This window comes from Pedobacter aquatilis (assembly GCF_030409415.1).
In the GTDB taxonomy this organism is placed as follows: Bacteria; Bacteroidota; Bacteroidia; order Sphingobacteriales; family Sphingobacteriaceae; genus Pedobacter; species Pedobacter aquatilis.
On record NZ_JAUFPW010000003.1, the window covers coordinates 1 to 22089 of the forward strand.

Sequence of the window (22089 nt, forward strand, 5' to 3'; positions counted from 1 at the left end):
CGAAAATCGAGACTACGCAAGATAGTTCAGTAGCTGAACCTCTTTAGAATACAAAAATACTTTTTTGTCTAAATATTTGGAATTTATAACAGTACCTTTTTTATTAAACAAAACTCCGTCATTTCGACCTTGCGGAGAAATCTTTTAAATTTGTAATAAATATTAATTTTTACCAAATTTTCAACAAGCGTAAACAGCAATTCAATAATTAATCCATTGTTTTTTTTTGAAAGCAATTGTAGTAGTTTATCGGTTCCGATAGTCCCGTACCAAAGGAGTGCCTTTGCTACGGGACTGCTGCAACAAAAGCACCACTGAATTTGCTTTTTTGCTTTTCTAATCTTTCAGAATATATATCTAAAATTTACAAATGAAGCAACCACATAATATTTAATTATATTTATATCTAAATTCAATTGAAATGAGAACCTTCATCTTCACAATATTTATAGTGCTGTGCACAACTGGTTTGTACGCCCAAACAGGGTTAAAAGTTGGCGATAAAGCGCCAGAATTTATTGCCAAAAACAGCGATGGTAAAGAAATTAACCTTAAACAACTGCTTAAAGAAAACAAGAGCGTTGTTTTGTTTTTTTACCGTGGGCAATGGTGTCCATACTGCAATAAACACATTAAAGATTTGCAAGATTCGCTAACTAAGTTGAGTGATAAAGGCGCTTATGTACTTGGCGTAACACCTGAAACAAATGAATCTATTGCCAAAACGAAAGGAAAAACTAATGCTTCTTTTTCGCTTATATCGGATAGAGCTTATAAAATTATGAAAGCCTACAAAGTGGATTTTGTAATGGAAGAAAGCTTGGTTTCGAAATATAAAACCTACGGAATTGATGTTGCGAAGAATAATGGAGCGCTTGATGCTGTTTTACCTGTTCCGGCAACTTACATTATCGGTAAAAACGGCAAGATTAAGTATGTGCAATTTGATAAGGATTACAAAAAAAGAGCATCGATTAAGGATATTGCCGCTATGCTTTAGAAATCAAGTTTTAGTCTTAACCCGCCGTTTGTTAGGTTCAGGTTATCTTTAGAAAAGGTTTTCATTGGAACGCGTAAAAACGGTTCGACAGCGAAATTTTTCTTGCCAGATATTTTCTGTTTGTATCCTAAAGAGAAATTATAGAAACCAATGTACTTATCTGCGGCGGTTGCAGATTCTGCCTGCGGCTCTGAAACGCGTTCGGTTACCAAAAGCATTTGTTGTTCCGAATAGCCATTCGCTGCATTTGCAACGGTTCTGTTTTGCGCACTGCTTACCAGGTAATTATTATCCTGGCGATTGTTTAAAATGGCAAGCGCTGATACGCCTATTCCGGTGTACAATTTTTTGCTGATGCTGTATTTTAATTCTATCGGAATATTTATACCCCTAACGTTTGCATTAACAGATTCTAAATTTTTTGAAGTGCTCACTGTTGATGAACCTTTGCCACTCATTACCGGACTAGCTGCAGCATCATAACTAAGATTGCCATTATTTACCGATGGATTGCTGGTGCTGCTTAATGCGGCGTAAGCAATGCCAGAACTGATTGAAAGTTTGTTGGCAACGTTATAAGAAAGTGAGAAACCATAATTCATATTTACTTTATTATCATTTCCCATAGATGGTGCAACAAAAACACCAGGTTCCCATTTGCTGTTGCCCTTGGTTTTCTCCGGTTTGGATTGATTGCTTGTGTAACTGTCGCGAGCTAAAATATCTTCGAAAGTTAACTTCGTTTGAGCAGGTTTTTTCTTCTCAATTACCAGTTCTGCTTTTTTACTATCATTAATACTAGCTATGTTGAAGCCATCGTTAGGCCTTAATAAGGTGTTTTCATTTTGCCTTACAACTGCAGGTAAATCAATTTGGCTTATGGTATTGTTTTCCAAAGCAGGATTAATCTGTTGGTTCCCAACTTTGGCATAATCGGGTTCTATTGGAGCAGATTTTACTGAGTTTTCTATGTTATCTGTAGTTGTTTCTTTAGTCTTTATTATATTTTGAGGCGTTTTCGCTAAAACCTCCTGATTATTTGGATTTACAGATGAATTATGAATTGTATCTTTTTTGGATTCTAATTTTGGAGCTGGTTTTTTAGCAGAAATCTGTTGCTTGATGTTAGAATTGTTATTGAAAACAAAGAATCCACCAATAATTAATATTATCGCTGCTGCCGACCAAAGTGGCCAAAGTACAAAACCCCTACGTTTTTTTTCTTCCTGTAAAGCAAAGCGCTCCCATGCGCCGGGAGTGTAGGCCTCTTCGTGTACCGAAAGACTATCTTTTATATGTTCAATTAATTCCTTATCCATTTCTCTCATACGAATTAACCAATGTGTTTGTGTACAATGTTCGCAGTTTGTTTTTTGCTCTGGTTAAATAAACCCTGCTCGAACTTTCGGGTATGCTCATCATTTTTGATATTTCATCATGCGCAAATCCCTCAATTTCGTATAAATTGAAAACAAGCCTGTGTGTATCTGGTAATTCATTCAATAATTTTAAAATATCCTGTACATGCAAATCAGAAGTAACCGAAACGTGACTTGCAGGGTGTTCATCTTCGGTTAAATCATCAAGGTAGCTTTGATTCTTTAAAGTTCTGAGTTTATCTATTGCAGTTCTCGAAGCTATTCTGGCCATCCAACCTTTGAAGGTTTTTTGGGCATCAACGGCATTAGCAGGTGTTTGATAACTGCTTATATTCTTGAAAATCTTTATAAAACAATCATTTACAAGCTCTTCGCCATCGTAACTGTTTTTAACATAACGTAAAATAATACCCATTAAATAGCCATAAAATGATTTATACATCATTTCTTTAGCAGCATTGTCGTTCTTTTTGCAGCCTTTTATAATTTCCTCAACGTCGAGTATTTTTTTTATCAACCCTTTAAGAACTTAATGGAGATTAGTTTTAATGTCATCGCTAATTTAAAGAAAATAACATCACCCAAAATTATGGATGATGTTAATTTTCCTTTCATATGTAGGTGTTATTTGTTGCTTAATATTGCTAAACTAAATTTAGTGCTATCGGTTTTGCTTTTTAAACCTTTTGCCCAAAGTGTATATATTTTACCTTTTTCAATTTTAGTTGCCGGTAATGTTGCAGTAACATTTGTGCCTTCTTTAATTTGGAAAGTATAATTATCTGATGGGTCGATAGAAATGAAAGGTGTAGCTTCCTTATACGCTTTTGCAGTGAATAATGCTGCAGTCTGGCCAGAAGTAGCCAAATCTAAAGCAGGTGCATCAGGACTTAAGTTTATAAAGCGAACTTTTGCCTTATCTGTTTCAGGTGCCTTCAAATCATCTTCAAAAACTAAAATTTTTGGTGCTGGTAAAACATCGACTACAAAGGCAGAATAAAAAATACCTGGCTTCAAGGTTACATCAAGTGTAGAAAGGTATTTCAGCGTATCTTTTTTTGCGATTCCAAACAAACGAGTTCCCGGATAGGCACCATAATAGCCTAAATCTTTTCCAAAAGTAAAATCGACGTTGTTAGCTTTTTGACCGCCAACAATAAAATCCAAAGCACCAGTTCCTGGCGATGCATGTACAAAACCAATACCGGCTACCGTAACAGAATCGGATTCATTCCAGTCTTTTTTACAGGCTGATAAAAATAAAGTTATAGAAAGAAGAGCGCATATAATTTTTGTTCTTGTGCTAAAGTTTTTCAGAGTAGTTTTCATTTTAATGTTCTAAATCAATTTTTTAATAAAATTGGTTAATGGCCATTAACACTTTTCTGATAAAACGAAAGCAGCTAAAGAAACGCTACAGCAATTATGTTTTTTTATTGAAATTTATTCAACGGTTAATTTGGATTCAAATATTAATCTACTGGAAGCAGGTTTTCCGTTTAAATATGCGGGTGTAAAATCCAATTCGTCTGGATGAAATTTGGATAGTGGAATTATTTCTGAAAGTTTTAAATTGTTTCCAACGGTTTCTGCTTCATATTTAATAAGCTTTCCTTCTTTATTAATGTAAAAAATTAGAAATACTGAATGGACACCTGGATGCGCTCTGAACTCTTTTGAAGGAGCAAACTCTTTAATCAACAACCGCAAACTGCTATAAAAGCCACCAATTTTTGCAGGTTGTATAATCCTATCACCCACTTTTGCAGCGTCTATTTCGCAAGTTATGTTTTTTGCTTTCTTATTGTATTCTAATTTCTTTGTTGTGTAATTGTAGATTTGTTCTACTGAGTCCGGGCCATTAAAAAAACGCCATCTTCCATAGCGTTGCCCATTTTTGTACAATCCTGATGCAACAATATTTCTGCCTAGTTTTATTTCCGATTCGCCATTTTTAATATAACGTTTAGATTTTAGCTCTGTAGAATGCTCAATCATACCGCCACGAATAATTTTGTAATGGGTACGTGTAGAATCGCTTTTTTGAGCATACGTCAAAAAACTAATTAAAATTAAAAGGAGTGAGGCGAGCGTTTTCATAATTTGAGAATGTTATATTAAAAACATTAATTAGATACTTAGTAGCCAATTGTTGCCCTACCTTTAAGTAGCATTTGACTATTTACAGCCTTGTCATTCACAATTGCCGGAACAAAGTCGAAATCTTTATATCTGTGTGTTTGGTCTACAAGCTCATAACTTTTACTGTTGTTTCCCAATCTGTAATCTACAACCAGTTTTGATATTTTTCCTAGCTTATTGATGTTTAGTATGAAGATTAATTGATATTCACCATTTATTTGTTTCAACTCGTCAGGTATTCTTGCTGTTGATGCTAAGTACCAGTACAAATCATTCATGCTGCCGATTTTTACAGGATATAATAATTTGTCGCCTTCCTTTAATGAATCAATGTTATAAGTCAGAGTAGTATCGGGAACATTATACTCTATTTTCTTAGAGTTGTAATTGTAAAGTTGCGATATACTATCGCCATTAAAAAAGCGCCATCGGCCTATGCGTTCATTGTTTTTGTACAAACCGGTGGCTATTAGTTTATTGTGAAGAAATACCTCAGCTGAACCTTCTTTTATATGCGGTTTTGATTTTAATTCGACACTTTTTTCTATTAAACCATAGCTATTCGTGCTTTTTCGAACGCGTGTTGAATCACTTTTTTGTGCAAAAGAAGAAAGAAATAGGAGGGATAATGAGAGCGTACAGATTATTTTCATATTTAGTTTTGTCTTATAAAGAAAAAGAGTTTTGATGGAATATCAAAACTCTTTTAAAATATAATTTAATACGGTAATTACGAATACATTTCTTCGCGAAGTTTAGCGACTTCAGGATTGTTGATGTATTCATCGTAAGTCATTAACTTATCAATTGTGCCTTTTGGCGTAATCTCGATGATTCTATTTGCAACCGTTTCCGTTAATTGATGATCTCGTGAAGTAAATAAAATTGTGCCTTTAAAATCTTTCATACCGTTGTTTAAGGCTTCAATAGATTCCAAATCCAGGTGGTTGGTTGGCTCATCAAACATTAAAAGGTTAGCTTGTTGTAACATCATTCTCGAAAACATACAACGCATTTTTTCACCACCTGAAAGCACTTTTACGTTTTTCAAAACTTCCTCACCCGAGAACAGCATACGGCCTAAAAAGCTACGTACAAATTGCTCATCGGCATCCGTTCCAGAATATTCACGCAACCAATCTACCAGGTTTTCATCTTTACCAGCGAAGTATTCTGAGTTATCATTCGGAATATCAGCTGTGCTGATGGTAACACCCCATTTAAATTCGCCTTTATCAGCCGGTGTTCTGCCTGTTAAAACATCGTAAAATGCTGCGGTAGCCAAACTGTTTTGAGATAGAATTGCAATTTTATCGCCTTTGTTTACCATGAAGGTAACTTTATCGAACAAAACGCCATCATTACCTGATTTACCTAAAGCATCAACCTGTAAAATTTGGTCGCCTGCTTCTCTACCTGTATTGTTAAAGATAATGGCCGGGTATTTACGGCTTGAAGCCTTAATCTCGGTGATGTCGATTTTATCTAAGGCTTTTTTACGTGAAGTTGCTTGCTTAGATTTCGATGCATTCGCACTAAACCTGCGGATAAATTCCTGCAATTCTTTCACCTTATCTTCCATTTTCTTATTCTGGTCGCTGCGTTGTTTTAACGCCAACTGACTAGATTCATACCAGAATGTGTAGTTACCCGTGTAGGTACTCATTTTTGCGAAATCGATATCCACAATATGCGTACAAACGGCATCCAAAAAGTGCCTATCGTGACTTACAACCAATACGATGTTCTGGTAATCAGCCAAGAAATTTTCTAACCAGGCAATGGTTTCTATGTCCAAATCGTTGGTCGGCTCATCCAATAGTAAAATATCCGGGTTACCAAATAACGCTTGAGCCAATAACACACGTACTTTTTGGGTGTTATCCAGTTCCTTTAATAATTTATGGTGGTTATCTTCGGTAATGCCCAAGTTGCTTAGCATGGTTGCCGCATTGCTTTCCATGTTCCAGCCGTCCATTTCAGCAAAAAGATTTTCCAATTCTCCGGCACGTTCGCCGTCTTTTTCGGTAAAATCTTCTTTCATGTAAATGGCATCTTTTTCTTTCATGATGGCATAAAGCTCTTTATGGCCAATCATTACGGTTTCTAATACCGAAAACTCATCAAATTCGTAGTGATTTTGCTTTAAAACCGCCATTCTTTCTCCTGGAGTAAAAGCTACGCTACCCGAAGTTTGGCTCACTTCGCCTGATAAAATTTTCAGGAAAGTTGATTTGCCTGCCCCGTTAGCACCAATTACACCATAGCAATTGCCTTGGGTAAACTTAATGTTAACGTCTTCAAATAGTGTGCGCTTGCCGTATCGTAAAGATAAATTAGAAACTGAAATCATACTGTAAAATAAATAAGCCGCAAAGATAGGCAAAAAGGTTGAGGGTAAAAAGGTAGAGTTTAAAAGGTTTACAACTAATAATTTGAAAATCAGCGTTTGGTATTTCATGGCAAATGCAGCCCCGCTTTCACTGCAATCTTTTAAAAAAGCCTGTCATGCTGAGGCACGAAGCATCTGTTTCATCGGTTGCAGATGCTTCGTGCCTCAGCATGACAGTATATTCAGGGTTGCTGCAATTTTAAAAGTATTTTCGTTTAATCGGGTTTATTTAACAAAGGAATTTGCTCATGGCTTCAGTAAACCTCAAATTTTATATTTGGCTAAAGCCAATTTACAATTTATTGCCGTTGGTTGAAACCAACGGCAATAATTATAAATTATGGTTTTTGATTTTCATTGCCGTTTGCTTCAACAGACGGTACTAAAAAAGTTATGCAATTCAACTAAGTTCTTGCTTTCATTTTCTTATTTTAGTTCACACACAAAAATGAAACGTTATGAAAAAATTAACACTAGGCATTATCATGTCTATCATTGGGCCATTGGCTCACGGTCAAACTAATACTTATAAACTCGATGTAGATATTTTTGGCGACACCATCCTCGTTGACAAAAACCATACAGTAATTGAAAGGCAGAGAAAGGATATTTTCGACAATAAGATTATTGAAGATGGGAATGGTAATGTAATCAGAAAGTATAAAACAGATATTTTTGGAAGTAAGATTATTGAGGATGGGAATGGTAATGTTGTGAGGAAGTATAGAACAGATATTTTCGGCGATAAAATTGTAGAAGATGGTTCTGGCCAAACGGTTTATAAAAAGCGGAAAGATATTTTTGGCGATACTATTATCGAAGCTGGAAATGGTAACGTTTTAAGAAAGTATAAGACAGATATTTTTGGAAACAAAATTATTGAAGATGGGTCGGGCAACGTTATTTACAAGAAAAGTATCGATATCTTCGGTAACACTATTATTGAATCTAATGGTTCTAAAAAAAATATAATACCACAAGACGAATATTTTTGGAAATGATGTAATGCTTTCCATTGAATTGAAGATTTTCGACCTCACCTTTTTTAAAATGGTGAGGTTTTTTTTACTATAGATACTTGGGTAAAATACTATTTTAGTATCAATGGATTTAATCAATATCATAAAAACACCTATTGGAAAAATTGAAACAGAAATTCTTGCATCAAACGATACCTTTTCTGCTAAAGATTTAATTGATTTAAGCTTTCATCCAGATGAGCAAATTGGTTTTAGGGCCGCCTGGATATTAGAGCGGGTTTATTCCAATCATCAGGAAAGATTTCTAGCGTTTAGCAACTATTTTCTCCAGAGACTTCCTTTGCAGAAAAATCTATCGGCACTAAGGCATTACGTAAAAATCCTGGCTTTCATGACTAAGAAAAATGCTTCTTTTGAGGTTAAGGAGATTATTCTAAATTATGAAACAGAAAAACTTGTAGAAGTTACCTTCGCCTGGTTAATTGATGAAATTCCGGTTGCGGTTAAATCTCATTGCTTAAATATTCTCGCAAACTTAATTTACAAACACAGCTGGATTAAAGATGAGCTTACTTATACCATGGACTTTTTGGTTGATAAGGAAAGTATTGCCTTTTTCGCCAAGGTTAAGCAGATTAGGAGGCAGTTGCGATCGTAGGAAGTATCTAGTAGCAGGTATCTAGTATCAAGACAAATTGAATTACAAATAGCTTTTGCTTTGGACTTTCAACTTTAGACAATAGACTTTGAACTTCCTTTCCGCTTTTGTCTTTCCGCTATGGTCTTTATTCTTTATTTCTGGTTCTTTAATCTAAAAAGCTTTTCGCTATTTTTACAATATGAGCAATTACGATATCGTATCACAAGTTATAAGAGAACGCCGCAGTATTTTCCCGGCGAGTTATATAAAAAAAGAAATTCCTGTAGAAGTTATTAACCAGATTCTGGAAGCTGCGAATTACGCACCTACACATAAGTTAACACAACCCTGGCGATTTACTATAATTAGAAAAGCAGGTTTGGCTAAACTAGGAGCAGAGCTAGGAAGGTTATATAAGGAACTGGTTTCTCCACAAAATTTTCTGCAAAAGAAATATGATAGTTTTGCCGAAAAAACGAGTCAGGCAGATTGTATAATTGCTATAAATATGGCGGTTAGCGGTAAAATTCCAGAGTGGGAAGAACTGGCTGCCGTTTCTTGTGCGGTACAAAATATGGCCTTAACTGCTGAAAGTTTAAAGGTTGGTGCTTATTGGAGCTCGCCGCCATTAATTCATGATTTAGGTAACTTCTTAGGATTAAAGGAAAATGAAAAGTGTATCGGCTTATTTTATATGGGCTATCATAACGAGAAACCTTGGGCAGCTAATCGTACTTCGATGGAGGAAAAAGTGAGCTGGATAGAGGACTGATCGTTTACCGTTTGTTGTTTTTCGTTTTTCGAGAAACGATAGACGAAAAACAATCAACGAAAAATAAAAAGAATGCTTATCAATTTCTTATGCTTAATCCATTAGATAATTTCTTCGAACAAAAAGAAGAACCAGTAAAAAGTTGCCTTCAATATTTAAGATTGCTGCTTAGTGGTTATGAAGATATCACTGAACATTGGAAATATGGATTGCCTTTTTATTACCATAAAGGAAAAATGTTCTGCTATCTTTGGACTCATAAAAAATACCATCAACCTTACATTGGTTTTGTTGATGGAAATAAAATTGAACACGAAGATTTATTGCAAGAGAAAAGAGCCAGAATGAAAATTTTACTAATCAATCATCTCGAAGATATACCAGAGGAAAAGATAAAATCAATTCTAAAACAAGCCTTGACCTTACGCAGCTAATCCATTATCTATTCCCCAATATCTCTTATCCATTTCCAATCTGACGTTTTCCATTATAAAAATATGTCTAATTTAAAATCTCAACTGTATCAGCTTTGCTTCACTTTCATTCAAAACCGAATAGAGAATATCGAATATTCTATGGGGCAAGCCAGACAAGCTTCAAATGATGATACCAAAAGCAGCGCAGGCGATAAGTATGAAACGACACGCGAGATGATGCAGCAGGAAATGGATAGAAGCAGTAAATTACTTTACGAGGCGGGTCAGCAAAAAATTGCTTTGCAACAGGTTGAGAATGTTGATGCGGCCAAAGAAGTAAAAAATGGTAGTTTGATTTTAACTTCGGAAGGTAACTTTTACATCAGCATTAGTGCAGGCGAGTTAAACCTTGATGGACAAAAGTATTTTGCAGTTTCGCAGGCTGCACCAATTGGTAAGCTTTTTATTGGAAAAAAAGTAGGAGCAGAGTTAAACTTTAACGGTAAAAAATATTTGATTAAGGAAATTCTTTAGTTCTACGCCACAGATTTTTGTTGGTACTGCATTAGCTTATATAACTTAGATGGTTCGAAAATTTTTAGGTTTGGTGCATCAATATGAAATAAATTCAGCATGACGGAATGGATTATTTAATCGCCATTCTATCGGCAAAGGCCGGAACTAAATAATCTTTTAAATCTGTATAAGGAATAAAAACCACAATTTGACCTTGTGCATAACTGGCCACTTCGTAGGGATTATACATAAATGCCAAGCCATTTGCATTAAAGTAAAAATTGTTATTCGGTTTAATGAAGTTGTCGAATAAAACACTATTCAGCTGTTCGCTAGGCTTTATGTTGTAGTTTTTGCGCAGATTTTTTTCCAGTATTTTCTGTAATGTATTCGAATCGATTTTTACCACATCACTCAATACCAATTGCCTTTTGTTTTTCACATCAAAGCAAAACATGGTACTTCCGTAATTGCCGTGTGCGCCGCCTGTGTAAGCATCGGCCAGAAAATCTACAACCACGTAATCATTGTCATTATAAGCGATAGATTGTTGCGAGTTGTTAGTATAATTCATCCATTGTAGAAAACCTCGATCTTTGGCGTTTTTTTGCTGCTCCCTAATCTGGTTTTTGTAATCCTCAAAGTATGCTGAAGCAATTTTCTTAAAACCAATGTGCCTGTCTGCTTGGGCCATTTGAAGGTTAAAAATTTGCCTTAACTGTTTGTCCAGCCAAACACCAGAATCATCTTTCGCTTTAGGCTTAAGGTATTCAAAAGTAATTTGAGCAACAGGCGATTTATCATCATTTATCATCGCCTTTATGGAATCTTGATACATTCCGGCTTCAAATTGATAACTTCCTTTTGGATATTTTTCTACCAAGGCAACGGGGAAAGTTTTATTTTCCTTATCGTTTTTCCAAGTACCATCAAAACCATTCCCATTCCATTTTAAGTTCAGGCGAGACTGTTTTGCATCTTTATCGAAGTAATAATCATAAAAACCGTTTTCGTTTAAAATAACGCTGTCCTTATCAATTAGAGTATCGGTAGAAAGGTTTAACCAAGCGCCATTATATGAATAAACGCCGGAATAATCATTCTCGGTGCTTTGCAAATGCATAACCACAGGTTTTCCAGCTATGGTTCCTTCTAAACGTTTGTAAAAATTGGCCGTTAATTCGGTTTTAGTATTTTGAGTTGTATCTGTAGTTGCTGAATTACCTTCGTTTTTAGGATTATTACATGCGGAAGCTATAAGCAGGCCAAATAAGCCCAGATAGATTAAATTCTTCATATCAAACGGTAGCAGTTATTGTTTTATTAACTTATCTACACTTAAGATTTAGCTTTTGTTTTATTGAAGCTTTTATTAATACTGTAATAAAGGTTTTTTGCAGTATATCTTCCCGGGTCAATTATCCTTCTAATTGTATAAAGCGGGTAATTTTCATCTCTTGCTGTTGATAGAATAAATGCTGCTTTAAAACCATGCTCTTTTAGCTTTGGTAAATTAGCTGCTTTATAAACACCGTATGGATAAGCAAAATACTCCACCTTTTTACCAGTAATTTGCTCTAATTTTTTTGTTGGTTCATCTATCTGCGTTTTCCAATCTTCATTAGTAAATTGGGCAAAGTTTTTATGATCGTAAGTATGGCTAGCAACGGTATTACCCTCATTAGCTAATTGCTTAATCTGCTCTTTAGTCATGTAATTGATTCTACCTTTTCTGCCGATAGAAACCGTCATTATGAAATAAACACCCTTAAAACCATATTTTTTTAACGTCGCATTTCCAACCGTAAACTGGTCTTCATCGGTATCATCAAAAGTTATCATAATTGGCTTTTCCGGTAGTTTGTTGCCATAAACCAGATAATCATAAAGTTGATTTGGCAAGATAGAATGATATCCGCTATCGGCTAACATTTTTATATGTTCTCTGAATTTATCAGGCGCAATAATATCATCGTGTGCCCTTTTGCTGTCGCTTGCAATATTATTACGGATTTGATGGTAACATAAAACAGGAACTTCCTTTCTGGCTAAAATGGTTTTTGCATCAGCAGGTTTTAAATTGGCAGTATCTGTTTTTTCATCAGTTAGAATGGTAGTATTTTGTGCTGCATTTTCTTTAGTCTTATTGTTGGAGCAAGCAATAAGTATGCAAGTTAAAAGTGTTGCCGATGAAAGGAATAGAGCAGCTGTTTTTAAATTTTTATTCAATTTATTTCCGTTTAATTTCTTGATGCTAAGCTTCATTTTTAGCCACAGATTTAAAAATAGATGTTTAAAAATCTGTAAATCTGTGGCCATTAAAAATTTATTTCACCAAAGATACAGCGTTTTCAGATAGAATAAATTCTTTTTAATCTATAAATAAGAAACCCCGGCATTTGCCAGGGTTTATTAGATTAGAAACTATTTTTAATGCTGTTACTTAATGTTTTCGGACTCCAGTAGCCGCTGGCAATAATTCTGCGGATGGTGAACAATGGATCTTTTTCATCACGTTTAGTAGAAAGTTGGTAAGCCATTCTAAATCCACGCTTTTTTAATTCAGGAATACCTTCTGCGTTCCATAAGCCAAAGGGATAGGCAAACTCAGTCATTTTTTTACCGGTAATTTCTTCCAGTCTTTTAGTTGGTTTATCTAACTGCTCTTCCCAATCTTTACCTGCATATTTTTTAAAGTTTTTGTGGTCGTAAGTGTGCGATCCGATGATATTCCCTTCGTCAGAAAGTTGTTTAATCTGGTCGCTGCTCATATAATCAACAAATTTTCCTTTCTTACCAATCGAAACAGTCATAATGAAATAAACAGCCTTGTAACCAAGCTTTTTTAGTGTTGGGTTAACGATTGTAAACTGATCCAAATCGGTATCATCAAAGGTTAACATAATTGGCTTGCTCGGCAATGCTGCTCCAGTGTTTAGGTAGGCGTAAAGTTGATCGGGCAAAATGGTATGGTAACCACTGTCGGCCAACATTTTCATCTGGTCTTTAAAGTTTTGTATCTCTACAATATAATCTTTACCTACTTTTCCATCAGTTGGTTTCCAATTTCTCACCTGATGATAGCAAAGAATGGGTACTTGTTTACGTTCTAGAATGGTTTTAGCATCGGCAACCTTTATTTTTGACACATCAACAGAAGCGGCTGTATTGTTATCACCGGATGTACCTATAGCTGTAGAATCGGTTGGTTTTTCTGCTTCTGTTTGAGATTTTGACTGACAGCTGCTCATTAATATTGCACAAGCAGTTATAATAGTTAGAATTTTGAATTTCATGTTTTAGATATTTAGCACAAAACTAAAAAAAAGCCCACTATTTAAAACGGAATTAAAGATTGTTGATAATTATTTTAATTGGTATTTATAGCTAACGCATTTATTACACAGCAAAATAAGCTTTTATGTTATTAATAAATATTTTTGGCGACTAAAAATCAACTTATTAATGAACAAACTTTACAAACTTGTTTTTTTTGCGCAGGTAATCGCCTTTTCGGTCGCAGCACAAACTAAAACATTCACTATTTCTGAAAATATTGCGCCACAACCTAAGGCAAATTATCAGTTAGCATCGCGATTCTCGCCAAATAAATTAAAGAAGATGGTGTACTCTACTTCTGTAGATCCGCACTGGCTTAAACTATCCAACCGTTTCTGGTATACTTTTGAAGGTCCGAAAGGCAAATTCTGGTATTTGGTTGATCCAGCCACGAAAAGTAAAAAATTGCTTTTTGATAATGCAAAGTTGGCAGCAGATATAACTTTAATAGTTCGCGATCCTTTTGATGCTGAGCATTTACCTTTGGATGAACTAAAATTCGCATCAGATGAAAAAACCGTCACTTTCGAAATTAAGAGTACAATTGATGAATTAAAGCAAGATAGAAAGGATAAAAAAGCTGCGGATTCTATGCAGAAAAAAATCTTCTCCTTCAGGTATGATTTAGCGACTACAAAACTTACTGAAATACCTAATTACACCAAGCCAAAAGTAAAACCGAGATGGGGTTCTGTTGCTCCAGATTCATCAGCAATTATCTTTTCTCGCAATTATAATTTGTACTGGATGGATAAAGAAAATTACAAAAAAGCGGTTAAAAATGAAGATGATAGCACAATTGTAGAACATCAACTTACAAAAGATGGCGTTAAATTCTATTCTTACGGTAGTGATGGAGATGGCGAAAATAACGTTGAAAATGAGAAGAACAATAAAAAACGTCGTGGTGCTTACGTACTTTGGTCGCCAAATTCTAAATACTTTGTTTTAGATAGAACGGATTCTCGTAAGGTTAAAGATTTATGGGTTATTAATAGTGTAACACCAGGTCGTCCAACCTTAGAAACTTATAAATATCAAATGCCAGGCGAAGCCGAAGCACCAAAAGACGAAACTTTACTTTTTGATTTTGCTGCTAAAACATCTAAAAAGTTGAATCTTTCGGCGTTTAAAGATCAAACAATTGGTGTTTGGGGTAAACCAAGCTTGGTAAAAGATCGTGACAATGAATTTCGCCCTTCGGTTTGGTTAGGTAACGACAGTAAATTATATTTCTCTCGTACCAGCCGTGATTTAAAGCGTATTGATATTGGTATGGTAGAAATTGCAACGGGTAAAGTTACCCCATTAATTGATGAACGTTTTAATACCTATGTTGAGGTTAATCGCCCTGGTTTAGTTAACGATGGAAAAGAATTAATCCATTGGAGTGAACGTGATGGCTGGGCGCATTTTTATCTTTTTGATGGAAATGGAAAGCTGAAAAATCAGATTACAAAAGGTGCATTTCACTGCGAAAGTATTGTAAATATTGATGAGAAAAATCGGGTGCTTTACTTTACTGCAAACGGAAAGGAAGCGAAAGAAGATCCTTATTATCTTCATTTGTACAGCATTAATTTTGATGGTACTAATCTTAAATTGCTTAATGCAGGAGATTTCGACCACGCATCGAGCATGAACGATAACAATACTTTCTTTGTTGATAATTATTCTAGAGTAAACACTGCACCGAAATCTAGTGTTTACGATAAGGCCGGGAGAAAAGTGATGGATTTAGAAACTACTGACTTATCGCTTTTAATGGCTTCTGGATACAAATTTCCTGAACCATTTAAAGTTAAGGCAGATGATGGCATAACAGATTTATATGGAGTAATGTATAAACCATTTGATTTCGATCCGAATAAAAAATACCCGATTATAGAGTACGTTTACCCAGGACCACAAACTGAAGCGGTAAACAAAGCTTTTAGTAAAAGTATGGACCGTACAGAGCGCTTGGCTCAGTTTGGTTACATTGTTATTACTGTAGGTAACCGAGGCGGAAATCCATCTCGCTCTAAATGGTATCATACTTATGGTTATGGTAATCTTCGCGATTATGGATTGGCTGATAAAAAGACTGCAATTGAGCAATTGGCTTCAAAATATCCATATATCGATGAAACAAGAGTTGGAATCACTGGTCACTCAGGTGGTGGTTTTATGTCAACCGCAGCAATGTTGGTTTATCCGGAGTTTTTTAAAGCTGCAGTTTCAAATGCCGGTAATCATGATAATAGCATTTACAACCGTTGGTGGAGTGAAAAACATCATGGTGTAAAAGAAGTTATTTCCTTAAAAGGAGATACATCGTTTAAATATAGCATTGATAAAAACCCTGATTTGGCTAAAAACTTAAAAGGTCACTTATTATTGATGCATGGCGATGTAGATAATAATGTTCATCCTGCAAATAGTATTCGTGTTGCTAATGCTTTAATGAAGGCTGGAAAACGTTTTGATTTCTTAATTATTCCTGGTCAGCGACATGGTTTTGGAGATATGACAGAATATGCTTTCTGGAAATTGGCAGATCACTTTAACAAATATCTTATCGGTGATTTTTCTAATCCTGAGGATGTTGACTTAACCGAAATGGATAGGGATATTGAGAAGACAGGGAAGTAGTTAAAAAGATGTTTATCAAAAGAAAGGCTTGTGTATCGCTACACAAGCCTTTTTTGTAAACTCGTCATGCTGAATTTGTTTCAGTATTCTGTGTCTTGGTTTAATGGTGTCATTTTTACAAATGCTTCGGTTTTAGACTTTGGCTCGCTCGTTCTGCAATTTCGTTAATTCTCTTTAGCCTGGTTTCTGGCAATTTCGCCAAAACTATCCACTGTAAAATCGCTTTTTGATTTGACTTACTTAAGCTTAAATAAAATTCTTTTGAGTTTGGATTACGTAAAAATGCATCTTCTAAATCTGCTGGAATAATTAGCGCCTCAACCTCGTCTAGGATTGTCCATGAACCTTTTTGTTTTGCTTTTTCAATGGTCGCTAATCCGGCATCTGTCATGTGTCCGGTTTCAATCAATTTAATAATTTTTTCTTTATTTATTTTAGACCATGTGCCATTTGGTTTCCGCTTACTAAAAAACTGTATAAATTTTCCATCACCCAGACTTTTTCTGATGCTGTCAATCCATCCAAAGCATAAAGCTTCTTCAACTGATTCTTCCCAACTTATGGTTGGCATGTTAGCATTTTTCTTGTAACCAAGCAGCCATACAGATTGTGATGAGCTATGATTTTTTAGCAACCATTCTCTCCATGCTTCTCGGCTTGTTGGGTAAAACGTCTCGATAATTTTTTCAGCCATTATTTTAAAATCTCATGGTAATATAATAATAGGTACAATTAAAATGCCTGTCTTAGCAGACTATTTAATATTTCTGTATATTGTTGAAGATACATAACCAGGCATTTATTACAAAAGCTTATCTAACTTCTTCTTATTCAATAATTGTTCTAAAGGTTAAGTTTACCCTTGCGCTGGTTACCTTTTTTGTTGGAGGAAGCCTGTGCAACCAATTGGTTTGAGTGGTATCTTTCATCATCAATAAGCTTCCATTTTCTAGAATTAATTCTACTTTTTCTTTGGTTTTTTTGTGTTTAAATGCGAATTTTCTTTCGGCTCCAAAGCTTATTGAACCAATTGCCCCATTTTTCTTCAAATCAAGTTCACCATCACTATGCCATGCCATTCCTTCATCGCCATTGTGGTATAAATTAAGCAGGCAAGAATTAAAGATTTCGCCAGTTTCTTTTTCTATAATATTTTTTAGTTCTAATAATTCGCTAGTCCAAGGTAAGGCATGTTTGGTTGTATTAGAGTAGGTGTATTCAAAGGGTTTTTCGCCATACCAAGCTACTTTACGTTTTGTAATTATCTTTTTGCCGAAAATAATGGCTTCATCATTGCGCCACTCAATGTTATTCAGCAATTTATCCAGGTAAAAATCTGCTTTTGTGGCGGTAAACAATCGGCCGTAATAATTAACAATACCATCTTTAAGTAGCAAATTTTTATTTTTATCTATAATTTGGTTAAATAAATCCATCTTTCCATTTTTTGTAATTTGCGCTCATGCAATGGCCGCAAGGGCGATATTTTTTTGCCAAAGCTTCTTTTTCTGTATTAAAGAAAACCCGGTTTTCACGTTTCATTTTCTTGCCAGATTTGCAGCCTAAAATTCCGTATATTTTCAGTTTTTGGTTTCCCGCAAAGCCAATTTCCTGATTTTTAATTCTACTTCTTAAATCCTTATCCGATAGTTCAGTGTGGCTTATCATTAATAATGTTTTGCGAGATTTATTCGTTGGTATTTGCTTTTGCACTTTCCCAACCTATAATGGCTGTTTTTCTTGTGCTGCCCCACATATATCCTCCAATATTTCCTGATGATTGTATAACCCTGTGACAAGGAATCAAAAAAGCAACCGGATTGCTTCCAATAGCTGTTCCAACTGCTCTTGATGCATTTGTATTGCCAATTAACCGGGCAATGTTACCATAAGTAGAAAGTTTAGCCATAGGGATTTTCAAGAGTGTTTCCCAAACTTTCAGTTGAAAATCAGTACCTTTTAAATGTAGTTTTATTTCAGATAATTTGCTCCAATCGTGCTGGAAAATGAAAAGTGCATTTTGCTGTATTAAATCTAACTTTTGCAAATAAGTTGCATTAGGAAATTTAACTTTTAGGTTAGTCATCGCTGTTTCTTCATCATCCTCAAAAACCATATAACAAATGCCTTTTGTTGTAGACGCAACTATTATATTTCCAAAAGGTGTTTCTGCAAAACTATAATTAATGGAAAGGTTTTTACCGCCGTTTTTATACTCGGCAGGCGACATGCCTTCTATCTTTACAAATAAATCGTGCAGACGACTTGTACTTGAAAAACCAGTATCAAATGTCGTTTGGAATAGGGTAGATTGCTCTTCTTTTAATATTTTTTTGGCATGTTCTACACTAATATATTGCAAAAATTTTTTAGGACTGGTACCTGCCCACTCGGTAAATAATCGCTGAAAGTGGGTTGGGCTTAAATGTACTTTTTCTGCAACTTCATCCAGATTTGGTTGTTGTTTAAAGTTGTTTTTAATGTATTCTATTGCTTCGGCAATCCGGCTGTAATTTATTTCTTGCTGCGTTTCCATTGCTTCTTAATTTTATATTACAAATGTCGAAACTATGTTTCAGTCAAAAAATCTGAAACTTGCTGAAGTTAATTTTTTGAGGTTTTTTTAATGCATGATTTGTTGTTTCTAAACCCGATAATAGCGAACACGAAGCCTGAGTAAAGTACTGTAATAATCGTTTTTAATTGTTGCTTACTTGTTTCACAGGTTTTATCAGGCAAGTAAAGCGGTTAGCGGGGCTAAAGGCCGCCATTAGTACCAAGCTTTCATTTTCAAGAGATTATTAAAAATAATTATTAAATCGACCAGAAAATTCTCGCTTTCCTTTGAAACCTAAATCAACAAAATTTTTATTTATCTTGATTTACATATTCCAGAATATCGCCCGGTTGGCAATCTAAAGCTTTGCAAATTGCATCTAAAGTGCTAAAACGAATTGCTTTTGCCTTCCCTGTTTTTAAGATAGACAGGTTTGAAAGTGTTAAATCCACTCTATCTGATAATTCATTGAGAGACATTTTACGCTTCGCCATCATCACGTCTAAATTTACTGTAATTGCCATATTTTAAATTGTTAACTCGTTTTCAGATTTCAGATCTACGGCATTTTGCAAAAGTTTTTCGAATATCGCTGCAGTAGTTGCTACTACGATAGAGGCAAAGGTAGTTACGATGCACATGGCAATAAAGCCAGCAGGATCATCATCTTTGTGGTGTGCAAATTTGATATAAATACCTGCAATTACAATAGAAACACTAATGGCTATTGCACAATATTTAATGCTTTTTAATGTGTTTACCGCACTGGGTGTAAATATTTTATTTTGCCCGATATAGCCAATTAACCTAAACGCCTTGTAGAGTGCAACAAAAAAAGCAATTGAGACTACGTAGGCATAAATTATTAAAGGGTCGGCATAAATACTGATTAAATCCAGGTCCTTAGCTCGTCCTTCTGTTAGTGGAAAACGAATCAAAATGAAAAGTGCGATAATACCAATTAGTGCAATTACCGACTGGAGAAATACAATTGAAATTCTTTTCATAATTATAAATAATTTAAAATGTTGATTCAAAATTAATAAATAATTATTGATAAACAATAAAAATATATTGTTTTTTAATTTTTTGATAGTTCTTTGGTTAAAAGAATTAAGAATTGAAGCAGATAAGCCGTTGCTGATATTGCTGTAGATTTAAGAGATTGTAGAAACCAGATTTCAAGTGCCCAATTCAGCTCGCCTGGCTAAAAAAATTTAGCAGTAGTGCTTTTATTTTATTGTTTTATCATTAAGTTTTGTTTTCCAAATTTCCGTCCATTCGTATTTTAATATACTCAAAATTACTGAGTCAATTCTGTTGCCATTTTGGTCTAAACTACGACTTCTCAAAAGTCCTTCTTCTGTGCAACCAACACTTTTCATTGCATTTATACTTCGTTTATTTTTGCTGTTTGCTCCAAGTCCAATTCGTTCAATTCCTAATTTATCAAATGAAAAGTCAAACATCAGGTATTTGCAATTTTTGTTTATCCCCGTTCCTTGATGTTTTTTTCCGTACCAGGTGTAGCCAACTTCAATTGTTTTCATTTCCAGGTCGATATTATAAAATCTCGTACTTCCTATATATTCGTTAATTCTTTTGTCGAAAATAATGAATGGATATTGTTTTTCGCTTTGTCTTTGATTTATAGCGTTATCAATATATTTAACTAGATTCTCTTCTCCATTTGCACCACCAATATTAAATTCCCAAATTTCAGGTTCGTTAATTGAAAAGTTTAAAAGATGCTTAAAGTCGTGTGTTTTCAAAGGTCTTAAAAGTACAGTCTTGTCTTCTAAGATATAATCAATTTTATAGTCAAAATTCATTATGTAATTTAACGTTTATGAGTTTATTGACAGTTCATTTTTTCGTATAATAATTCCAAGTTGCTTTTGTTATGTCAGCAATTATTTTTTCAGTATCATCCCTTGTCTCCGTTATGTTTTTAAGGTAGATAGAAAGAATAATATGTTTTCCATTTGGAAGTTTAAAAATTCCCACGTCATTCATTGCTACTCTTAAATTAATTCTTCCATAAACAAGTTCGGTGTAACAAAGCTTGTCTGAAATTTCTTTTTTATAATTCTTTATACTTGATTTATAGATTTTTCAGCTTACTTTTTCTTTCCAAAATTGTCGCATAAATGGTGTAATTCTCCAACAATCGTCAATGTTTTCATTATCAAAACAAGACCAATAATAGATCGTATATTCGTGAATGTAAAAATCATTGTCCAGTAAATATTTAATTTCATTCCAATATTTTAAAAACTGAACTTCTCTTACTTGGTCTTCGGTTGCTTGAATAATTCCCTCCATTAAAACAAATTTCTTGTCTTCATCTGTAAGTTTTACATAATGCTCAATGTATTTTTCAATGTCATCTGGAATTACAACTTCATAAGGCCAATCTTGCATCCAATTTTCAAAAGGTAGATTTAGTTCGTTTGCTAATTCTTCTTTTGCTTTTCTTGTTCCAAATCTAAAAGTTGATTCCATTTGGTCTATTATTTCTTGTCTGTTCGTGTCGTTCGGTACAATGACAGCTAACGTTTGGCAGCTTGGCGAAGTGGCGGAAATCGAAGCACAAAAGTTCGGTTTTGCACAAAAGTTCAATCGAAGAACTGTTGTTGAATTTAGCACTAAACCCGCCATTTTGCCAAACTGCTGTTAGTGGCTGGTTTTATTTTTGTTTCTTCATTTCGTCAATTAGTTTTAGTCGTTCGTCTTTGTCCAAATCACAGAAAATCTTTACAGTCTGCTGATTATAGTCAAATAGCACTTGTCCGTAAATGTGTCCAAAAATCACTTTTCGATTTACACCTATATTTTTTTGAATTTTGTCAAATAGAGATAAACTGTCTTCGTCAAATGCTTGCCTAATATTTTCAACTTTGTCAAATGTATAAGATTTTGGTTTTGTGAAAAATGTCCCATTTTTAGTAAGCATCAAAGTTCCATTTTCTATTGTCAATTCTTGTCGTCCATTTACCAACCACAAAAATTGTCTAAAACCAATAAGTCCGACTATAAACAAAATAGTAAATGCTAAATAAAAGTCAGTATCAAGTTTCTCTGTCGAACTTAAGCCAACAATTAAACCTGAAAAAAGATGTCCGCTTGCAAACAAGGTAAAAAATAATGCTATGAATGTATTCTTTGAAGTATTCATTGCGAATAACTTGTCCGCAGTTGCATTTATTTCAAACTTTTTTCTATTCAGTCCGAGGTTAAATAATTTACTGTATTGATATTGAAAATTCAGTATGGTTTCTTTCATTGTCCTGTCGTTATTGTAGTGTCTGTTTAACTTGCT

General features: G+C 34.5%; 26 protein-coding genes. 7 read left to right on the forward strand and 19 right to left on the reverse strand.

The annotated features are described in order from the left end of the window. Positions 1 to 421: 421 nt before the first annotated feature. Positions 422 to 1000 carry a peroxiredoxin family protein gene (locus tag QWY86_RS00265; protein ID WP_290237401.1) on the forward strand — a complete coding sequence of 193 codons (579 nt, stop codon included), beginning with the start codon at positions 422 to 424 and terminating at the stop codon, positions 998 to 1000. On the opposite strand, the gene QWY86_RS00270 is transcribed toward QWY86_RS00265, so the two are convergent. The 6 genes from QWY86_RS00270 to QWY86_RS00295 form a co-directional block, all read right to left on the reverse strand. Continuing rightward, entirely contained in the window at positions 997 to 2319 is a 1323-nt protein-coding gene (locus QWY86_RS00270; RefSeq protein ID WP_290237403.1) for a hypothetical protein, read from the reverse strand. The genes QWY86_RS00265 and QWY86_RS00270 overlap by 4 nt on opposite strands. Next, positions 2312 to 2896 (reverse strand): RNA polymerase sigma factor, encoded by a 585-nt coding sequence (locus QWY86_RS00275; RefSeq protein ID WP_290237405.1) that lies wholly within the window; start codon positions 2894 to 2896, stop codon positions 2312 to 2314. The genes QWY86_RS00270 and QWY86_RS00275 overlap by 8 nt, the downstream gene beginning before the upstream one ends. Before the next feature lie 107 nt (positions 2897 to 3003). Then, positions 3004 to 3708, reverse strand: coding sequence for a DUF4397 domain-containing protein (locus tag QWY86_RS00280; RefSeq protein ID WP_290237407.1), 705 nt, complete (start codon positions 3706 to 3708; stop codon positions 3004 to 3006). Between the two features lie 114 nt (positions 3709 to 3822). Continuing rightward, positions 3823 to 4479 carry a hypothetical protein gene (locus tag QWY86_RS00285; protein WP_290237409.1) on the reverse strand — a complete coding sequence of 219 codons (657 nt, stop codon included), beginning with the start codon at positions 4477 to 4479 and terminating at the stop codon, positions 3823 to 3825. A gap of 38 nt (positions 4480 to 4517) precedes the next feature. Then, positions 4518 to 5174, reverse strand: a complete 657-nt coding sequence (locus QWY86_RS00290) for a hypothetical protein (protein ID WP_290237410.1) — start codon at positions 5172 to 5174, stop codon at positions 4518 to 4520. 77 nt (positions 5175 to 5251) lie between these two features. Further along, positions 5252 to 6874, reverse strand: a complete 1623-nt coding sequence (locus tag QWY86_RS00295) for an ABC-F family ATP-binding cassette domain-containing protein (protein ID WP_290237473.1) — start codon at positions 6872 to 6874, stop codon at positions 5252 to 5254. 497 nt (positions 6875 to 7371) lie between these two features. Here QWY86_RS00295 and QWY86_RS00300 point away from each other — a divergent pair, with 497 nt between their 5' ends. From QWY86_RS00300 to QWY86_RS00320, 5 genes are all read left to right on the forward strand, one after another. Beyond that, positions 7372 to 7914, forward strand: a complete 543-nt coding sequence (locus QWY86_RS00300) for a hypothetical protein (RefSeq protein ID WP_290237412.1) — start codon at positions 7372 to 7374, stop codon at positions 7912 to 7914. A gap of 103 nt (positions 7915 to 8017) precedes the next feature. Further along, entirely contained in the window at positions 8018 to 8551 is a 534-nt protein-coding gene (locus QWY86_RS00305; RefSeq protein ID WP_290237414.1) for a HEAT-like fold family protein, read from the forward strand. A gap of 181 nt (positions 8552 to 8732) precedes the next feature. Beyond that, positions 8733 to 9305 carry a nitroreductase family protein gene (locus QWY86_RS00310; RefSeq protein ID WP_290237416.1) on the forward strand — a complete coding sequence of 191 codons (573 nt, stop codon included), beginning with the start codon at positions 8733 to 8735 and terminating at the stop codon, positions 9303 to 9305. Between the two features lie 89 nt (positions 9306 to 9394). Beyond that, the gene (locus QWY86_RS00315; RefSeq protein ID WP_290237418.1) at positions 9395 to 9739 is read left to right on the forward strand and encodes a DUF1801 domain-containing protein; all 345 of its coding nucleotides are present in this window, start codon (positions 9395 to 9397) and stop codon (positions 9737 to 9739) included. Between the two features lie 63 nt (positions 9740 to 9802). After that, positions 9803 to 10255 (forward strand): 3-oxoacyl-ACP synthase, encoded by a 453-nt coding sequence (locus QWY86_RS00320; protein WP_290237420.1) that lies wholly within the window; start codon positions 9803 to 9805, stop codon positions 10253 to 10255. A 112-nt stretch (positions 10256 to 10367) separates the two neighbouring features. On the opposite strand, the gene QWY86_RS00325 is transcribed toward QWY86_RS00320, so the two are convergent. The 3 genes from QWY86_RS00325 to QWY86_RS00335 all read right to left on the reverse strand — a co-directional run bounded on the left by QWY86_RS00325 (position 10368) and on the right by QWY86_RS00335 (position 13533). Further along, the gene (locus QWY86_RS00325; RefSeq protein WP_290237422.1) at positions 10368 to 11534 is read right to left on the reverse strand and encodes an RsiV family protein; all 1167 of its coding nucleotides are present in this window, start codon (positions 11532 to 11534) and stop codon (positions 10368 to 10370) included. Between the two features lie 41 nt (positions 11535 to 11575). Continuing rightward, positions 11576 to 12502, reverse strand: coding sequence for a polysaccharide deacetylase family protein (locus tag QWY86_RS00330; protein WP_290237425.1), 927 nt, complete (start codon positions 12500 to 12502; stop codon positions 11576 to 11578). Between the two features lie 152 nt (positions 12503 to 12654). Continuing rightward, entirely contained in the window at positions 12655 to 13533 is an 879-nt protein-coding gene (locus QWY86_RS00335) for a polysaccharide deacetylase family protein (RefSeq protein WP_290237427.1), read from the reverse strand. A 169-nt stretch (positions 13534 to 13702) separates the two neighbouring features. Between QWY86_RS00335 and QWY86_RS00340 the strand changes: the two genes are divergently transcribed. Then, positions 13703 to 16210 (forward strand): S9 family peptidase, encoded by a 2508-nt coding sequence (locus QWY86_RS00340; protein ID WP_290237429.1) that lies wholly within the window; start codon positions 13703 to 13705, stop codon positions 16208 to 16210. Between the two features lie 115 nt (positions 16211 to 16325). Here QWY86_RS00340 and QWY86_RS00345 read toward each other — a convergent pair whose 3' ends face one another. The 10 genes from QWY86_RS00345 to QWY86_RS00385 all read right to left on the reverse strand — a co-directional run bounded on the left by QWY86_RS00345 (position 16326) and on the right by QWY86_RS00385 (position 22053). After that, on the reverse strand, positions 16326 to 16904 hold the full coding sequence (locus tag QWY86_RS00345; RefSeq protein WP_290237431.1) for a YdeI/OmpD-associated family protein: 579 nt from the start codon (positions 16902 to 16904) through the stop codon (positions 16326 to 16328). A gap of 133 nt (positions 16905 to 17037) precedes the next feature. Beyond that, a complete protein-coding gene (locus tag QWY86_RS00350; RefSeq protein ID WP_290237433.1) occupies positions 17038 to 17646 on the reverse strand; it encodes an alpha-ketoglutarate-dependent dioxygenase AlkB family protein in 609 nt (202 codons plus the stop codon). Continuing rightward, the gene (locus tag QWY86_RS00355) at positions 17633 to 17878 is read right to left on the reverse strand and encodes an Ada metal-binding domain-containing protein (protein ID WP_290237435.1); all 246 of its coding nucleotides are present in this window, start codon (positions 17876 to 17878) and stop codon (positions 17633 to 17635) included. Before QWY86_RS00355 ends, QWY86_RS00350 begins: the two co-directional genes overlap by 14 nt. Before the next feature lie 19 nt (positions 17879 to 17897). Then, complete coding sequence (locus tag QWY86_RS00360; RefSeq protein ID WP_290237437.1) at positions 17898 to 18746, reverse strand: bifunctional helix-turn-helix domain-containing protein/methylated-DNA--[protein]-cysteine S-methyltransferase; 849 nt, start codon at positions 18744 to 18746, stop codon at positions 17898 to 17900. A gap of 332 nt (positions 18747 to 19078) precedes the next feature. Beyond that, on the reverse strand, positions 19079 to 19291 hold the full coding sequence (locus QWY86_RS00365) for a helix-turn-helix domain-containing protein (RefSeq protein ID WP_290237439.1): 213 nt from the start codon (positions 19289 to 19291) through the stop codon (positions 19079 to 19081). Positions 19292 to 19294: 3 nt separating this feature from the next. Next, positions 19295 to 19774 (reverse strand): DUF2975 domain-containing protein, encoded by a 480-nt coding sequence (locus tag QWY86_RS00370; protein ID WP_290237441.1) that lies wholly within the window; start codon positions 19772 to 19774, stop codon positions 19295 to 19297. A gap of 225 nt (positions 19775 to 19999) precedes the next feature. Beyond that, positions 20000 to 20599, reverse strand: coding sequence for a GNAT family N-acetyltransferase (locus QWY86_RS00375; RefSeq protein WP_290237442.1), 600 nt, complete (start codon positions 20597 to 20599; stop codon positions 20000 to 20002). A 34-nt stretch (positions 20600 to 20633) separates the two neighbouring features. Next, a complete protein-coding gene (locus tag QWY86_RS20205; RefSeq protein WP_494338187.1) occupies positions 20634 to 20783 on the reverse strand; it encodes a serine hydrolase in 150 nt (49 codons plus the stop codon). A gap of 99 nt (positions 20784 to 20882) precedes the next feature. Next, positions 20883 to 21428 carry a hypothetical protein gene (locus tag QWY86_RS00380; protein WP_290237444.1) on the reverse strand — a complete coding sequence of 182 codons (546 nt, stop codon included), beginning with the start codon at positions 21426 to 21428 and terminating at the stop codon, positions 20883 to 20885. A gap of 28 nt (positions 21429 to 21456) precedes the next feature. Beyond that, on the reverse strand, positions 21457 to 22053 hold the full coding sequence (locus QWY86_RS00385; RefSeq protein WP_290237446.1) for a hypothetical protein: 597 nt from the start codon (positions 22051 to 22053) through the stop codon (positions 21457 to 21459). Between the last annotated feature and the right edge of the window lie 36 nt (positions 22054 to 22089).

Bases quoted from the DNA above. Each gene is read 5' to 3' on its own strand.
- QWY86_RS00265 (WP_290237401.1), top strand. From the start codon at position 422: ATGAGAACCTTCATCTTCACAATATTTATAGTGCTGTGCACAACTGGT.
- QWY86_RS00270 (WP_290237403.1), bottom strand. From the start codon at position 2,319: ATGGATAAGGAATTAATTGAACATATAAAAGATAGTCTTTCGGTACAC.
- QWY86_RS00280 (WP_290237407.1), bottom strand. From the start codon at position 3,708: ATGAAAACTACTCTGAAAAACTTTAGCACAAGAACAAAAATTATATGC.
- QWY86_RS00285 (WP_290237409.1), bottom strand. From the start codon at position 4,479: ATGAAAACGCTCGCCTCACTCCTTTTAATTTTAATTAGTTTTTTGACG.
- QWY86_RS00290 (WP_290237410.1), bottom strand. From the start codon at position 5,174: ATGAAAATAATCTGTACGCTCTCATTATCCCTCCTATTTCTTTCTTCT.
- QWY86_RS00295 (WP_290237473.1), bottom strand. From the start codon at position 6,874: ATGATTTCAGTTTCTAATTTATCTTTACGATACGGCAAGCGCACACTA.
- QWY86_RS00300 (WP_290237412.1), top strand. From the start codon at position 7,372: ATGAAAAAATTAACACTAGGCATTATCATGTCTATCATTGGGCCATTG.
- QWY86_RS00305 (WP_290237414.1), top strand. From the start codon at position 8,018: ATGGATTTAATCAATATCATAAAAACACCTATTGGAAAAATTGAAACA.
- QWY86_RS00310 (WP_290237416.1), top strand. From the start codon at position 8,733: ATGAGCAATTACGATATCGTATCACAAGTTATAAGAGAACGCCGCAGT.
- QWY86_RS00315 (WP_290237418.1), top strand. From the start codon at position 9,395: ATGCTTAATCCATTAGATAATTTCTTCGAACAAAAAGAAGAACCAGTA.
- QWY86_RS00320 (WP_290237420.1), top strand. From the start codon at position 9,803: ATGTCTAATTTAAAATCTCAACTGTATCAGCTTTGCTTCACTTTCATT.
- QWY86_RS00325 (WP_290237422.1), bottom strand. From the start codon at position 11,534: ATGAAGAATTTAATCTATCTGGGCTTATTTGGCCTGCTTATAGCTTCC.
- QWY86_RS00330 (WP_290237425.1), bottom strand. From the start codon at position 12,502: ATGAAGCTTAGCATCAAGAAATTAAACGGAAATAAATTGAATAAAAAT.
- QWY86_RS00335 (WP_290237427.1), bottom strand. From the start codon at position 13,533: ATGAAATTCAAAATTCTAACTATTATAACTGCTTGTGCAATATTAATG.
- QWY86_RS00340 (WP_290237429.1), top strand. From the start codon at position 13,703: ATGAACAAACTTTACAAACTTGTTTTTTTTGCGCAGGTAATCGCCTTT.
- QWY86_RS00345 (WP_290237431.1), bottom strand. From the start codon at position 16,904: ATGGCTGAAAAAATTATCGAGACGTTTTACCCAACAAGCCGAGAAGCA.
- QWY86_RS00350 (WP_290237433.1), bottom strand. From the start codon at position 17,646: ATGGATTTATTTAACCAAATTATAGATAAAAATAAAAATTTGCTACTT.
- QWY86_RS00355 (WP_290237435.1), bottom strand. From the start codon at position 17,878: ATGATAAGCCACACTGAACTATCGGATAAGGATTTAAGAAGTAGAATT.
- QWY86_RS00360 (WP_290237437.1), bottom strand. From the start codon at position 18,746: ATGGAAACGCAGCAAGAAATAAATTACAGCCGGATTGCCGAAGCAATA.
- QWY86_RS00365 (WP_290237439.1), bottom strand. From the start codon at position 19,291: ATGGCAATTACAGTAAATTTAGACGTGATGATGGCGAAGCGTAAAATG.
- QWY86_RS00370 (WP_290237441.1), bottom strand. From the start codon at position 19,774: ATGAAAAGAATTTCAATTGTATTTCTCCAGTCGGTAATTGCACTAATT.
- QWY86_RS00375 (WP_290237442.1), bottom strand. From the start codon at position 20,599: ATGAATTTTGACTATAAAATTGATTATATCTTAGAAGACAAGACTGTA.
- QWY86_RS20205 (WP_494338187.1), bottom strand. From the start codon at position 20,783: ATGAATGACGTGGGAATTTTTAAACTTCCAAATGGAAAACATATTATT.
- QWY86_RS00380 (WP_290237444.1), bottom strand. From the start codon at position 21,428: ATGGCGGGTTTAGTGCTAAATTCAACAACAGTTCTTCGATTGAACTTT.
- QWY86_RS00385 (WP_290237446.1), bottom strand. From the start codon at position 22,053: ATGAAAGAAACCATACTGAATTTTCAATATCAATACAGTAAATTATTT.